The sequence below is a fragment of the Fusobacterium perfoetens genome (genome assembly GCF_021531475.1).
GTDB lineage: Bacteria > Fusobacteriota > Fusobacteriia > Fusobacteriales > Fusobacteriaceae > Fusobacterium_B.
Genome location: NZ_JADYTX010000021.1, coordinates 20,632 through 35,486, shown reverse-complemented (window position 1 = coordinate 35,486; position 14,855 = coordinate 20,632). Strand labels below are relative to the sequence as shown.

The window sequence follows — 14,855 nt, the reverse complement described above, 5'->3', positions numbered from 1 at the left end:
GCCTAGGTAGCTCAGTTGGCTAGAGCATACGGTTCATACCCGTACGGTCGATAGTTCGAATCTATTCCTAGGCACCATTTTATAAAGATAACACTTGAGAAACTCAAGTGTTTTTTTATTAATTAAAATAATATTCATATAAAAATGAGGAGTTATAAATCATTAAAATTTATAACTCCTCAAACTTATTTTTTATTCTTTATTTATTTTCATATCCTTATTTTTTATATCCACATTTTGGACAAACACCATTTTCATTTAATGATATTCCACATAGAGGACAACGGTCTATATTATTTTTAGTAACAAATTCTTCAGAAGCAGCATTTACTCCACTTGTAAAAGTAATTTTTGCTATATTTAATTTGTCTTTTAATAAATCATAAACTATTTTAATCATTCCTTCAACTGTTAATGTTTCTTTTGTTACCACTAATCTACAATCTGGATAAGCAGTAGCAAGTTCAGTCTTAAATGCTGCTCCCTTCATAGTATTTTGTGGATGTCCATCTTTTATTCCTGTTTCTTCATATACTTTTAATATAGCTGGTAGTAAAGGGTCATCTTCTCTTAAAATAAGTGCGTGATCGAAATTCTTTAAAAGATCCCAAGCTGTTTTTTGTATTTCATTACAAGGGAATACCATATTAACTCCTTCGTTAATAGTATCTTCTACTTCAATAGTTAAAACTCCAGTATGTCCATGTAAATATTGTGCTTCACCTTTAAATTTATAAAATCTATGTGCATATTGTAAATCGAATGTTGTTATACTTCTCATCTTCCTACCTCCTAATTTTTAAATTTTAATAATAGTAATGATTACTATTATTATAAATATGTTATCATATATTTTTTGTTTTGTCAACAAAAAATATTTTTTTTGATTAAAGAATCTTATTGATAATTATTTAGTCAATTAATAGTACAAAAATTATAATAAAATAAATAAGTGACTTTTTTAATTTATCATGATATAATATTCTTAAACTTCACAAATATTTAAAATTAAAAAATATTTTTTGAAAGGAGTTTATATGAAATATTCTAAACAAAGAGAATTAATTTTAAATTACATACTAACCCATGAAGGACATCCTACAGCTGATATAATTTATAGCTCTCTAAAAAAAGATAATCCTAAATTAAGTTTAGGTACTGTTTATAGAAATCTATTAAAATTAGTAGAATCAAACGAAATAAGAAAAGTAAGTCTTCCTGAGCAAGTAGATAAATTTGATAAAAACTTAAAACCTCATGCTCATTTAAAATGTAAAATTTGTGGAAGTTTAACTGATATTAGTAGTATAGAAATAGAAAAGTTTATAAAAAATATTTCTATAGAGCAAGATATTATTATAGAAAAATTTAATATTCTTTTTGATGGAATTTGTAAAAATTGTAAAAATGAATAATTTCCTATAATTTTATAAAAATTTTTTTATTATTTTTACTATTTTAATCCCTTTTTATTTGACTTTTCTTCAGTTAATAGAGTATAATATATATGTGAGCAATCATCATTTTATCTTGCAAGGAGGAATATATTATGGAATTAAAAGGAACTAAAACAGAAAAAAATCTATGGACTGCTTTTGCTGGAGAATCTCAAGCAAGAAACAAATATACATATTATGCTTCTAAAGCAAAAAAAGAAGGATATGTACAAATAGCTGAATTATTTGAAACTACTGCTAACAATGAAAAAGAGCATGCTAAGCTTTGGTTCAAACTTCTTCATGGAGGAATGCCTTCTACAGTAGAAAACTTAAAAGATGCTGCTGCTGGAGAAAATTATGAGTGGACAGATATGTATGCAACTTTCGCAAAAGAAGCTAGAGAAGAAGGATTTGAAGACATAGCTAAAGTTATGGAAGGTGTTGCTAAAATAGAAAAAGAACACGAAGAAAGATATAGAAAATTATTAGCTAATATTGAAAATAAAGAAGTTTTCAAAAAATTAGATATCCAAGTTTGGGAATGTGGAAACTGTGGACACTTACACGTTGGAACTGAAGCTCCTCTAGTATGTCCAGTATGCAACCACCCACAAGCATACTTTAGAGTTAGAGCCGTTAACTATTAATCTTATTCTTATTCTAAAGACATAATTTAATCATTGAGAGAGTGGATTTTTCTACTCTCTTTTTTACTAATTTTAATTTTATAACACTAAATACATATTTTAAAATTTTGAATTGTAAAATATGTTAAAAAATATATTTTTTGATTTTTTTGTATGTTCTATTCCAAAATACTATCCTTATATTTTTCTTTAATTTATAATAATATTTCACTGTTAAATTTTTGTAAAAATCCATTGACTTATTGGTCATTTTATAGTATACTACTTTGTGATAATGACCATACAGTCAGGGGGGAGAGAAAAAATTGAAAAGTTGTAAAAAAAGGGAGGAAATAATATCCACTGGTACTAAACTTATCATAGAAAAAGGGTATCTTAACACAAGTATTCAAGACATCACTTCAAAGATGGGAATAGCCAAGGGAAGTTTCTATACTTATTTCAAATCTAAAGATGAATTTATATTAGCAATTGTCTTTAACAAAATTTCTCAACTTAAAGTAGAAGTTAATGAAATTATAGCTTTGGAGTCTTCACTAGAAGAAACTCTAAGAAAATATTTTTTACACGCTTTATCAGTTCCAGCTAAAGAGCCTGAATTTTTCCTACTTCTTATGAATCTACTAAAAAATATAAACTCTTTAGGAAAGAAAATAAGACAATTTTTAGGAGCAAATGCTCCTCTAAAATATAGAGGAGTGAAAAAAATCCTAGAAAAATATCTTGATGTGATAGATGTAGCAGATGAAGATGAATTAGAAAAATGTTCTATTATCATTTGTAATCTTGTAGACACTTTTTATGAACAAAAGTTTAATCCTTTTGTTTCTAGTTATAATAATGACTCTTCTAAAAATCCAACACCTTTACAGGTAAAAAAATCTTTAGAAAGCATTAATTTAAAAAAAGAAGTTGATTTTTTAACTAAAATCGCTATGAAAATAATAAGAAAATAAAATTTTAAATATAAGAGGTGATATTCTTTATGAAAAAAACACTGGGAATATTTCTATTACTAAGTGCTGCATCTTTTGCTAGAACTCTTGATCTAGAACAAGCAATTGATTTATCTCTTACTAATAGCAAAAATATTCAAATCGCAGAAAGAAATAAAAAGATAGGAGAACTTAATCTTTCTCAAGCATTTAAGTATGCTTTACCTACTGTTGCTTACCAAGGTACATACAGCAGAAATGAACACTCTCATAAAAATGTTGTGTATGGAAGAAAATTAACAGAAAAACATGAAGATATTAGTAAAGATGGATATACTAGTAAAATTATAGCTACTTATCCTCTTTTCCAAGGTGGAGCTATACTTGGTGGGATTAAGGGAGCTAACGCTCAAAAAAATATTTTAGATTACTCTTTCTTAAAAGAAAAAGTTAATACTAGAATAAAAGTAATATCTCTTTATAGTAACATCATCAAATATGAAAATAACTTAGAAGCTTTAAAAAGCTCACAAAAAGAGTTAGAAGCAAGAATGAAACTACAAGAGAAAAAATTAAAAGAACGTTTAATCATTAAAGCTGATCTTTTAAAAACAGAATACTCATTACTTGATATCGAATCTCAAATAGTTAAAGTTCAAAGCTCTATCGCCACTGAAAAGAAAAATTTAAAAACAGAACTTGGAATTCCTGAATCAGAAGATATAGATTTAAAAGATTTAGTTATCCCTACAAATCTAAGTGAAAATATAAACTTTGATAAAGATATGATAACAGCTAAAAATCAAAGTTTAAATGCTTTAATTGCTAAAAATAAAGTAGAATATTCTAAGGCTGAAAAAATGGTAGCTTTCAGTGATAATCTTCCTAAAGTTTCTGCTTTTGCAAGTTATGGTGGAACTGAAAGACTTCATTCTAGTGATGTTTTCCATGATGAAGAATGGAGAGGTGGAGTTCAAGTTGATTGGGAACTATTTAGTTTTGGTAGCGGAATAGATGCTTACAGAGTGGCTAAAGAAAATTATAAAATAGAAGAACTTAACAATTCTATCACTCAAGACAATATCGAAATTAATTTAACTACTGCTTATAGCGAAGTTTTAAGACTTGAAAAATATAGAGAAGCTATGAGAAGTTCCCTAGAAGCCTCTAGAGAAAACTATCAAATAGATACTAAGAGATATGAAGCTGGGCTTTTATCCACTCAAGATTATCTAAATTCTGAAGCTCAATATAGAACTGCTCAAATGAATTATAATTCTGCTGAAACTGATTATTTATTGGCATTTGAAACTTATAGATCTCTTATAATCTAATAAACCTAAGTATATTAAAAATTTTAAATGGAGGATATATATGAAAAAAATACTTTGTTTATCTCTAATTTCTGCATTTATGTTCCTTGGGTGTGGAAAGAAAAAGGAAAAAGTTGAGGTAGTTGAAAAACCTAAATACGTTGTAACAGAACCTGTTCAAGTAAGAGAACTAAGCCAAACTTTCAGAAGTGACGCTATACTTGAACCAGAATTCAAAGTTGATCACACTACTGAAAAAGGTGGAACAATAGAACAAATATTCAAAAAAAATGGAGAACATGTTAAAAAAGGTGAAGTTGTAATGAAACTTTCTGATGCTGACACAGAAGCTACTTACAATTCTTCAAAATCTCTATACAATGTAGCTAGAAATAACTACAATAAATTCAAAAGATTATATGATGAACAACTTATATCATACTTAGAATATGTAGAATATGAAAATGCTTATTCTACTGCAAAAGCTAATTTTGATGTAGCTAAAAATAATTATGACAAATTATTTAGAAGAGCTGATATAGATGGTGTTGTTGGAAATCTTTTTGGTAAAGTTGGAAATGAAGTAGAAGGAAACGCTACTATATTTACAGTAATTGATGACGAACTTATGGAATCTTATGTTGGTTTCCCTGCTGAATGGCTTGGACAAGTTAAAGTTGGTGGACCATTATCAATAGAAATTCCTGCTATCGGAAAAACTCTTGATGGACAAATATTAGAAATCAACCCAATTGCTGAATCTAATACTAAAAAATATAAATTAAAAATCGGTGTAAAAAATACTGACAATCTTATTAAAGATGGTATGTACTCTTATGTAACTATTCCAGTTGGAAAAGTTTCTGCTATGTCTGTACCAGATGAAAGTATATTCATAAGAGACTTATTAAGTTATATATTTGTTGTAAAAGATGGAGTTGCAAGAAGAGTTGAAGTTCAAACTGGAGCTCAAGACTCTAAATACACTGTTATTTCTTCTAAAGATATTAAAACAGGAGATAAAGTTGTTGTAAAAGGACTATTCGGACTTGAAGATGGTAACAAAATTAGCGAATCTAATCCAAGCACAACTACTAAAGAAACTAAATAATTAGGAGGGAAAAATGACATTAGCAGGTTTGTCAATTCGTAGACCCGTTGCAACTACAATGCTTATGATTTCTATGATTTTCATAGGACTTATTGCTATGTTAACAATGAAATCTGAGCTTTTACCCAATATGGATATTCCAGTTGTAACAGTTACAACTTCTTGGAATGGAGCTGTTCCAGAAGACGTTGAAACACAAGTAACAAAAAAAATTGAAGAAGTTTTACCTAACATTGAAGGTATTGATAAGATAACATCAACATCAGCTTTCGGTCAATCTACTGTTGTTGTAGAATTTGATTTCGGTATTGATGCTGACGATAAAGTAACAGATATCCAAAGAGAGATATCAAGAATCACAAACGATTTACCAGATGACGCCGATACACCAGTTGCCAGAAAAGTAGAAGCTGGAGCAGGTAACTTAACAATGGTTGCTATGTTTACTGGTAAAAGTAGAAGTGAAATGGGAAGTTTCGTTGATGAATATTTAAAACCAAGACTAGAATCTTTAAAAGGTATTGGACAAGTTAAGGTTTTCGGCAACCCACAAAAACAAATCCAATTACAAATTAATCCTGATAAATTATCAGCTTATAATTTATCACCTATGGAACTTTATAATATAATCTCTTATTCTAGTAAAAACTTACCTCTAGGTACTATCAACACAGGTAGCAAACAAATCGTTGGTAGATTTATGGGTGAAACAAACTACATAGATGAGATTAAAAACTTAGTAATCCATAGTAATGGTAACTCATTAAGAGTATCTGACGTAGCTGAAGTAGTTCTTACTACAGAAGACTTTACTGACTTAGGATTCTTAAACCAAAAAGAAGGTATCGTTGTTGCAGTAGAAAAATCTGCTGACGGAAGTACAATAGATCTTAATAAAGGTGTTAATAAAGCCTTTGAAGACTTAAAACCTATAATGCCTCCAGGAACTGATTTTACAGTACTACTTGATACATCTGAAGACATTACAAAATCTATTTCAAGTATCAGTTCAAGTGCTTTACAAGCCCTTGTTCTTGCAACAATAGTTTTATTAGTATTCTTAAAAAATATAAGAGCTACATTACTTATATCTCTAGCTCTTCCAGTATCAATTATGTTTACATTTGCATTCCTTTCATTTAGTGGAACAAGTATCAACCTTATCTCTTTAATGGGATTATCACTTGGGGTTGGAATGCTTACAGACAACTCAGTTGTTGTTATAGATAATATTTATCGTCATATGACAGAGTTACACTCTCCAGTTATTGAAGCATCTGATAACGGTACTACTGAGGTTACAATGTCTATCATTGCATCATCTCTTACTACAATGGTTGTATTTATACCTATATTATTTATACCTGGTATTGCAAGAGAGATATTCCGTGACATGTCACTTTCAATTATATTCTCAAACTTAGCAGCTTTAATAGTTTCATTAACTTTAATGCCTATGATAGCTAGTAAGTTCTTAAGTAATAAAGTAAATATCACAAGTGAAGGTAAATTCTTTGCTGGTGTTAAAGCTAAATATCTATCTATCATCACTTGGGCTGTTACTAACAGATTAAAAGTAGTTCTTATCACTATAGTTACTTTCTTTGTTACTGTTGGTACTTGTATGAACTTCTTAAAAGTAGAATTCATGCCTAAACAAGACCAAGGAAGATATTCTATAGTTGCCGAATTAGGAAATGGACTTGATATAGCAAAATCTCAAGATATAGCTAATCAAATAGAAGATATTGTTAAAGAAGATCCTGATACAAAATACTACTTTGACTTTATCACTAACAATACTATATCTATAAACGTTGACGTTGGTAAAAAAGATACAAGAGATACATCTGTATTTGAAATCATTGATAGAATAAGACCTCTTGTAGAAAAAATTCCTGATACAAGAATCAGTTTATCAGAAAACTTTGCTATGAGTGCTCCTCAAAGAGACGTTGAAATTAACATAATGGGACCTAACTATGATGAGTTAAAAGAAATTGGTAAACAAGTTGCTGACAAGATTAAAAACTTTGAAGGTGCTGTTGATATTACTTCATCTTTAGACCCAGGTAACCCAGAAGCTAGAATTATTCTTAACAGAGAAAAAATACAAGCATATGGTATCAACCCTATCACTGTTGGACAAACAATTAGTTACTTCATATTAGGAGGAGATAGAGGAAATACTACTACTGTTAAAACTGGTACAGAAGAAATTGATATTTTAGTAAGACTTCCTAAAGAATTAAGAAGTAGTATATCAGATTTATCTAACTTAAATATAAAAATTGGTGATAATGAATTCGTAAAAGTTTCTGACGTAGCTGATATCAAAGTGGTTGAAGGTTCATCAGAAATTAATAAACAAGATAGAATTTATACAGTTTCTGTTTCTGTTAACGATGGTGGTCCTGGATTAGTTGCTATTCAAAATGAACTTGTAAAAGCATTTAATGAAACTAACCCACCTAGTACAGTTTCTTATAAATTCGGTGGAGATTCTGAAAACTTACAAGACGCATCTGGACAATTGGGAGCAGCTCTTGGAATATCATTATTCTTAATATATGCACTACTTGCATCTCAATTTGAAAACTTTGTGTTACCTGTAATTATCTTAGGTTCATTCCCATTAGCTTTCATTGGTATCTTAATAGGACTTGTTACATTTAGACAACCTATTGATATAATGGTTATGGTTGGTATAATAATGCTAGCTGGTATCGTTGTTAACAACGCCATCGTTCTTATTGACTTTATCAATATAACAAGAGAAAGAGGTGTTGAGAGAGCTGAAGCTGTTATTGAATCTTGTAGAACAAGACTTAGACCAATTCTAATGACTACAATGACTACTGTATTTGGTATGTTACCACTTGCTTTAGGAATTGGAGAAGGTTCTGAAATCTATAGAGGAATGGCTGTAACAGTTATGTTTGGACTTTCATTCTCTACATTATTAACTCTAGTAGTTATCCCTGTTCTTTATACTTTGGTTGAAGATATGAACAACAAAGTTCTTGGATTTATTAAAAAATTAATAGCTCCTCTAAGAGAAAAAATGGATAAAAAAGCTGAAATGTATGAAGAAAAAAGAAAATCTAAAAAATAAAAAGGAAATATAAATTTTAGTTAGAATATTAAAATAAAAGATTCTAAAGATTAGTAATAAATATTATTAAAAATTTTGGAAGAGGGATTTGATTATAAATATCAAATCTATTCTTCCTTCATAAATATACTAATTACTAAAATATCTTGAGGAGGGAAGAATTATTATGAGAGAAGAGTTTTTACACTACAGAATGCTTATGGTTTATATTAATGAGGCTCAAAAAGCAAGACTTGAAGAGTTCTTTGATGAGATTGGTTTCTACCTTTATGGAATTCATAGAAAAGTTGAAACTGTTTGGAGTGATAAATTAAAACATAAAAACTGTAATACTTGGCCCGGTACAGATTGTATCTTCCTTTTAACTATCCCTGAACAATATGTTGATGAGATGCTTTCTTACTTAAAGACATTTAGAATGTCTTTACCTTCTGGTATTGCAATGTCAGTTGGTATTCTTCCTATGGAAAGAGTTATTCCTAGACTATATGTTGAAGATTTACCAGTAAAAGAGGATCTACTTGAAAAATTAAAGAAAAAACATAAAAATTAAACTAAAAAATGGAGAGTTTTTAATTAGCTCTCCATTTTATTTTTCCATCTAAACCATTTATTCAAATTTTCTATCTGCTCATATATCATATATTCAAAACGATTTAAAATATCTTCTCTATTCTTAACATTCTTATTATAAACTGACCAAACATCATCTAAATTAAATAAACAAACCTTATCTAACTCTTGCAACCTTTCATCTATATCTCTTGGAACTGCAAGATCTAAAAATACATATCTTTTATCTTTGTCTAAATAATTTTCCAATTCATCTCTTTTTAAAACTAGATGTGGTGCTGAAGTAACGCTTATTATAATATCTGAATTAGCCACTGCTTGATTTTTCTTATCAAATCCTATTACACTGACATCTTCATAGATATTTTTTATTTCCAAAGCTTTATGATAAGTTCTATTAGTAATAGTTATATTTTTTACATCTTCTTTTACTAAAAGATGCAGTATACTCTGTGCTAAATCTCCTATTCCCAAGATTAAAACTTTTTTATCTTTAATACTTTCAATCTCATCTTTTATAAATTTAAGTGAGATTGCTTCTAGGGATAGGGCATTATGTGATATTTGACTTTCTGTTCTAAACTTTTTTCCAAGTTCAATCCCTTTATTAAATATAACATTTAAAAATTTTGAACTGATATTTTTCTCCAATGAATCTTGATAACCTTTTTTTATCTGAGCAAGTATTTGATCTTCTCCTTTTATTACCGAGTAAAATCCACAACCTACTTTAAAAAGATACTCAACTGCTTCGTACCCTTTTTTTATAAAAATATTTTCCCCTTGAAAGAATTTATTAAATTTTTCTGATTCAATAAAAGTATCTATTGAATTATCTCCAAAATCTAAATAAAATTCTATTCTTAAACAAGTTATTAGACTGACATATCCTTTGATTATTCCCATCTCTTTCAAATCATTTATAAAAGTTTCTGGTTTTTTAGATATAAATCTTTCTCTTTTTTCTGTATCATACTCTAAATGAGATATTCCAATCACAGCGAAACTATTTATATCCATTATAATTTTATCTCTCCATTTTGTACCCATTTTGCTATATCTTTTGTATGATAGCTAATAATTATATCTGCCCCAGCTCTTCTTATAGCATACATATTTTCCATAACAATTTTTTTCTCATCTACCCAACCATTTAAACTAGCAGCTTTTACCATAGAATATTCTCCGCTTACATTATAAGCTACCACAGGTAGATTTGTTTCCTCTGATACCACTTTTATAACATCAAGATAAGGTAGTGCTGGTTTTACCATTATAAAGTCAGCTCCCTCCTCTGTATCAGCTATGACCTCTCTTTTATAATCTTTAGAATTTCTAAAATCCATTTGATATGTTTTTCTATCTCCAAAACTTGGAGCTGAATCAGCTGCATCTCTAAATGGTCCATAATAACTTGACGCATATTTTACACTGTAAGCCATTATAGGAGTATTAATATATCCATTCTTATCTAATGCTTCTCTTATAGCTTGTATTCTTCCGTCCATCATATCAGAAGGAGCTACAATATCTGCTCCAGCTTTAACATGAGATACAGCTATTTTAGCTAGATAATTTAGAGTTACATCATTATTTACATCATTTCCATTCAAAATTCCACAATGTCCATGAGAAGTATATTCACACATACAAACATCTGTTACTATCAAAAATTCTGGAAAGTTTTTCTTAATATATCTTACAGCTTCTTGAACTATTCCATTATCGTTGTATGCTTCACTTCCAACTTCATCTTTTATTTTAGGAATACCAAACAATAAAAGAGATTTTATTCCTAGGTCTTTTAATTCTTTTAATTCTTCTGAAAGCATATCTATAGAATATCTATATTGATTTGGCATAGAAGGTATTTCTTCTTTAATATTTGTCCCTTCTTCTACAAAAATTGGGTATATAAATTGGTCTAGATTGATAGTAATATTTCTTACCATCTCTCTTAATATTCCATTCTGTCTTAATCTTCTTGTTCTTGTAAACATTCTTATCTCCTTGTTAAATAATAAATTGGGACCGATATAATCGATCCCAAAATTATTATTAATTATTTAAGATTATACTCTTTTAATAAAGCTTAATTATTTAGAGAAGTCCATAGATAACATTCTTTGATATTGTTTCCATCTTCTTTGAGCGTCAGCTTTGTTTCTTCTGAATAATTCATCAGCTTGAGCTGGATTAGCTTTTTTAAGTGTAGCATATCTTACTTCACCTAATAAGTATTCTTCATATTTATCCCAGTTAGGTTCTTTACAGTCTATTGTTAATGGGTTTTTACCTTCTGCTTCTAATGCTGGGTTGTATCTGAAGATTGGCCAGTATCCACATTCAGTAGCAAGTTTCATCTCTAATTGAGATTTGTTCATTCCTTTTCTGATTCCGTGGTTGATACATGGTGCATAAGCTATGATTAATGAAGGTCCTTGGTGAGCTTCAGCTTCAGCTATAGCTTTTAAGTATTGTTGTTGGTTAGCTCCCATAGAAACTTGAGCTACATAGATGTGTCCATAAGACATAGCTATTGCAGCAAGGTCTTTTTTCTTGAATGCTTTACCAGCAGCAGCGAATTTAGCGATTGCTCCTGTAGGAGTTGATTTAGAAGCTTGTCCTCCTGTGTTAGAGTAAACTTCTGTATCTAGAACGATTACGTTAACGTCTTCGTTAGTTGCTAATACGTGGTCTAATCCTCCATAACCGATGTCATAAGCCCATCCGTCTCCACCGATTATCCATTGAGATTTTTTAACTAGGTATTGTTTTAGAGCTAAGATTTCTTTTGCTACATCACATCCACAAGCTTCTAACATTGGAACTAATTGGTCTTTAACTTCTCTAGTTACTTTAGAAGAATTTCTGTTTTCTATCCATTTTTTGAATAGAGCAGCTACTTCTTCTCCAACTTTATCCATAGATTTTTCCATTTCAGTTTGGATTCTATCTCTTAAAGCTTCTACTGCAACGTGCATTCCCATTCCATACTCAGCGTTGTCTTCAAATAATGAAGATCCCCAAGATGGTCCGTGTCCTTCAGCGTTTTTACAGTATGGAGTTGAAGGAGATGATCCAGAGTAAATTGATGAACATCCAGTTGCGTTAGCTACCATCATATTTTCTCCGAATAATTGAGTTATTGTTTTTAAGTATGGAGTTTCTCCACATCCTGGACAAGCTCCGTTGAATTCGAATAATGGTTGAGCAAATTGAGATCCTTTAACTGTGTTTTTAGCAACTAATCCATCTTTGTAAGTTACTTTGCTGTATAGATATTCAGCTTTTACATCTTCTTTGTTTTCTTTAGCTGTATCGATAGGTACCATTACTAGAGCTTTTTCTTTAGCTGGACAAACTTCAGCACAAGATCCACATCCAGTACAATCCATTACTGATACTTGCATTCTATATTTTAATCCTTCGAATCCTTTTCCGATAGGGTTAGCTAATTCCATTTCTGGAGCATTTGCAACTTCAGCTTCATCTAATAAGAATGGTCTGATTGCTGCGTGAGGACATACGTAAGCACATTGTCCACATTGGATACAGTTAGCCATTTGCCATTCTGGAACCATTACTGCAACTCCTCTTTTTTCGTAAGCTGCTAATCCGTTTTCCATAGTTCCGTCTTCATATCCTTCAAATGCAGAAACTGGTAAGTCATATCCTCTTACGTGGTTAACTGGATAAGAGATTTTTTCAGCATATGCTTTAGTTTTATCTTCGCATCCACATCCACAAGCTGAACAACATTCTTCTGAACATGCTTTTTCTTCAACTGCTAAATCTTTCCAAGCTGGGTCAACAGCGATTTCAACTAATCCGTCAGCTCCAACGTCGATAGCGTCCCAGTTTAATTTAACGATGTCGTCACCTTTTTTAGCATAAGATTTTTTAGCATAATCTTTCATATATCCTTGAGCTTCTTCGAATGGGATAATGTCAGCTAATTTGAAGAATGCAGATTGCATTATTGTATTAGTTCTGTTTCCTAATCCGATTTCTTTAGCAAGTTTAGTTGCGTTGATGATATAGAATTTAGCATTTTTCTCAGCTAATAATTTTTTGAAGTCGTTAGGGATGTGAGTTAATACTTCATCTTTATCCCATACGCAGTTTAATAAGAATGTTCCACCATCTTTTAAGTTGTTGATCATGTCATATTGTCCAACATAAGCTGGTACTGAACATGCAACGAATGAAGGAGCGTTTAATAGATATGTAGATTTGATTGGTTCTTTACCAAATCTTAAGTGAGATCTAGTAACTCCTCCTGATTTTTTAGAGTCATATGCGAAGTAAGCTTGAGCATATAAGTCTGTTTTGTCTCCGATGATTTTTATTGAGTTTTTGTTTGCTCCAACTGTACCGTCAGATCCTAATCCAAAGAATAAGCATCCTTTTAGTCCTGGTTGAGAAACAACTGTATGGTTAGTTAATGGTAAAGATGTGAATGTAACGTCATCTTCGATACCAATTGTGAATCCATTTTTAGGTTCGTCTTTTGTTAATTCATCATATACTGCGAAGATTTGAGCTGGAGTAGTGTCTTTAGAAGAAAGTCCGTATCTTCCTCCAACGATTACTGGAGCGTTTTCCATTCCGTAGAATAGAGCTCTTACGTCTAAGTATAATGGTTCTCCGATTGATCCTGATTCTTTAGTTCTGTCTAATACAGCAACTTTTTTAGCTGTTTTAGGGAATACGTCGAAGAAATATTTAGAAGAGAATGGTCTGTATAAGTGAACTTTTACTAAACCAACTTTTTCTCCTTGTGCTACTAAGTAATCAACAACTTCTTCTGCTGCTTCACAAACAGATCCCATTGCAACGATTACTCTTTCAGCTTCTGGATGTCCTACATAGTTAAATGGTTTGTAGTCTCTTCCAGTTACTTTTGAGATTTCTCCCATGTAGTGGTTTACGATATCTGGAACTGCATCGTAGAATTTATTTTGAGCTTCTCTTCCTTGGAAGTAGATGTCATCGTTTTGAGCTGATCCTTTAGAAACTGGGAATTCAGGGTTTAAAGCTCTTTTTCTGAATTTTTCTACAGCTTCCATATCGATTAAGTTTTTGAATACTTCATAATCCATAACTTCAACTTTTTGAATTTCATGAGAAGTTCTGAATCCATCAAAGAAATGCATGAAAGGTACGCTAGATTTGATTGCTGATAAGTGAGCAACTCCTGCTAAGTCCATAACTTCTTGAACAGAGTTAGTACAGAACATTGCAAATCCAGTTTGTCTAGCTGCATATATATCTTGGTGGTCACCGAAGATTGATAGAGCGTGAGTTGATAGTGCTCTAGCAGATACGTGAATAACTCCTGGTAATAATTCTCCTGCTATTTTGTACATGTTAGGTATTTTTAATAATAACCCTTGAGAAGCAGTATAAGTAGTAGTTAAAGCCCCTGCTACTAATGATCCGTGAACTGTTCCAGCAGCTCCTGCTTCTGATTGCATTTCTACTAATTTAACTGGTACATCAAATATGTTTTTCATTCCTTTTGCTGCCCATTCGTCAGTATATTCTGCCATTGGTGATGATGGAGTTATTGGGTATATTCCTGCTACTTCTGTAAACGCATATGATGCATAAGCCGCAGCTTGGTTACCATCCATAGTTTGCATTTTTTTTGCCATTTTGTTTCCTCCCTTGACTTTTTTAAGTTTGATCTATTTTGTGTTTTGTTTTTGGCTAATTA

Annotated in this window: 11 protein-coding genes and 1 tRNA gene; 8 read left to right on the top strand and 4 right to left on the bottom strand. The window is 30.6% G+C overall.

Annotated features, from left to right (window positions below; translation table 11 throughout):
- A tRNA-Met gene (locus I6E15_RS06150) sits at window positions 1-77 on the top strand.
- Between the two features lie 140 nt (window positions 78-217).
- Here I6E15_RS06150 and I6E15_RS06145 read toward each other — a convergent pair.
- Window positions 218-781 carry a 6-pyruvoyl trahydropterin synthase family protein gene (locus I6E15_RS06145; protein WP_235246990.1) on the bottom strand — a complete coding sequence of 188 codons (564 nt, stop codon included), beginning with the start codon at window positions 779-781 and terminating at the stop codon, window positions 218-220.
- Window positions 782-1,037: 256 nt separating this feature from the next.
- Between I6E15_RS06145 and I6E15_RS06140 the strand changes: the two genes are divergently transcribed.
- The 7 genes from I6E15_RS06140 to I6E15_RS06110 all read left to right on the top strand — a co-directional run bounded on the left by I6E15_RS06140 (window position 1,038) and on the right by I6E15_RS06110 (window position 9,113).
- A complete protein-coding gene (locus tag I6E15_RS06140; RefSeq protein ID WP_235246989.1) occupies window positions 1,038-1,415 on the top strand; it encodes a Fur family transcriptional regulator in 378 nt (125 codons plus the stop codon).
- Window positions 1,416-1,549: 134 nt separating this feature from the next.
- On the top strand, window positions 1,550-2,086 hold the full coding sequence (gene rbr, locus I6E15_RS06135; RefSeq protein ID WP_235246988.1) for a rubrerythrin: 537 nt from the start codon (window positions 1,550-1,552) through the stop codon (window positions 2,084-2,086).
- A 305-nt stretch (window positions 2,087-2,391) separates the two neighbouring features.
- Window positions 2,392-3,042, top strand: coding sequence for a TetR/AcrR family transcriptional regulator (locus tag I6E15_RS06130; RefSeq protein ID WP_235246987.1), 651 nt, complete (start codon window positions 2,392-2,394; stop codon window positions 3,040-3,042).
- 29 nt (window positions 3,043-3,071) lie between these two features.
- Window positions 3,072-4,355, top strand: a complete 1,284-nt coding sequence (locus I6E15_RS06125) for a TolC family protein (protein ID WP_235246986.1) — start codon at window positions 3,072-3,074, stop codon at window positions 4,353-4,355.
- A gap of 40 nt (window positions 4,356-4,395) precedes the next feature.
- Entirely contained in the window at window positions 4,396-5,445 is a 1,050-nt protein-coding gene (locus I6E15_RS06120) for an efflux RND transporter periplasmic adaptor subunit (RefSeq protein WP_235246985.1), read from the top strand.
- Between the two features lie 13 nt (window positions 5,446-5,458).
- Entirely contained in the window at window positions 5,459-8,560 is a 3,102-nt protein-coding gene (locus I6E15_RS06115) for an efflux RND transporter permease subunit (RefSeq protein ID WP_235246984.1), read from the top strand.
- A gap of 166 nt (window positions 8,561-8,726) precedes the next feature.
- Window positions 8,727-9,113, top strand: coding sequence for a PG0541 family transporter-associated protein (locus tag I6E15_RS06110; RefSeq protein ID WP_235246983.1), 387 nt, complete (start codon window positions 8,727-8,729; stop codon window positions 9,111-9,113).
- Between the two features lie 23 nt (window positions 9,114-9,136).
- Here I6E15_RS06110 and hemA read toward each other — a convergent pair whose 3' ends face one another.
- The 3 genes from hemA to nifJ form a co-directional block, all read right to left on the bottom strand.
- Window positions 9,137-10,156 (bottom strand): glutamyl-tRNA reductase, encoded by a 1,020-nt coding sequence (gene hemA, locus I6E15_RS06105; RefSeq protein WP_235246991.1) that lies wholly within the window; start codon window positions 10,154-10,156, stop codon window positions 9,137-9,139.
- A complete protein-coding gene (hemB, locus tag I6E15_RS06100) occupies window positions 10,153-11,133 on the bottom strand; it encodes a porphobilinogen synthase (RefSeq protein WP_235246982.1) in 981 nt (326 codons plus the stop codon). The genes hemA and hemB overlap by 4 nt, the downstream gene beginning before the upstream one ends.
- Before the next feature lie 96 nt (window positions 11,134-11,229).
- On the bottom strand, window positions 11,230-14,793 hold the full coding sequence (nifJ, locus tag I6E15_RS06095; protein WP_235246977.1) for a pyruvate:ferredoxin (flavodoxin) oxidoreductase: 3,564 nt from the start codon (window positions 14,791-14,793) through the stop codon (window positions 11,230-11,232).
- Window positions 14,794-14,855 lie beyond the last annotated feature (62 nt).

Coding starts and splice junctions, on each gene's coding strand:
- I6E15_RS06120 (WP_235246985.1), top strand. CDS start 4,396: ATGAAAAAAATACTTTGTTTATCTCTAATTTCTGCATTTATGTTCCTT.
- rbr (WP_235246988.1), top strand. CDS start 1,550: ATGGAATTAAAAGGAACTAAAACAGAAAAAAATCTATGGACTGCTTTT.
- hemB (WP_235246982.1), bottom strand. CDS start 11,133: ATGTTTACAAGAACAAGAAGATTAAGACAGAATGGAATATTAAGAGAG.
- I6E15_RS06125 (WP_235246986.1), top strand. CDS start 3,072: ATGAAAAAAACACTGGGAATATTTCTATTACTAAGTGCTGCATCTTTT.
- nifJ (WP_235246977.1), bottom strand. CDS start 14,793: ATGGCAAAAAAAATGCAAACTATGGATGGTAACCAAGCTGCGGCTTAT.
- I6E15_RS06115 (WP_235246984.1), top strand. CDS start 5,459: ATGACATTAGCAGGTTTGTCAATTCGTAGACCCGTTGCAACTACAATG.
- I6E15_RS06145 (WP_235246990.1), bottom strand. CDS start 781: ATGAGAAGTATAACAACATTCGATTTACAATATGCACATAGATTTTAT.
- I6E15_RS06110 (WP_235246983.1), top strand. CDS start 8,727: ATGAGAGAAGAGTTTTTACACTACAGAATGCTTATGGTTTATATTAAT.
- I6E15_RS06140 (WP_235246989.1), top strand. CDS start 1,038: ATGAAATATTCTAAACAAAGAGAATTAATTTTAAATTACATACTAACC.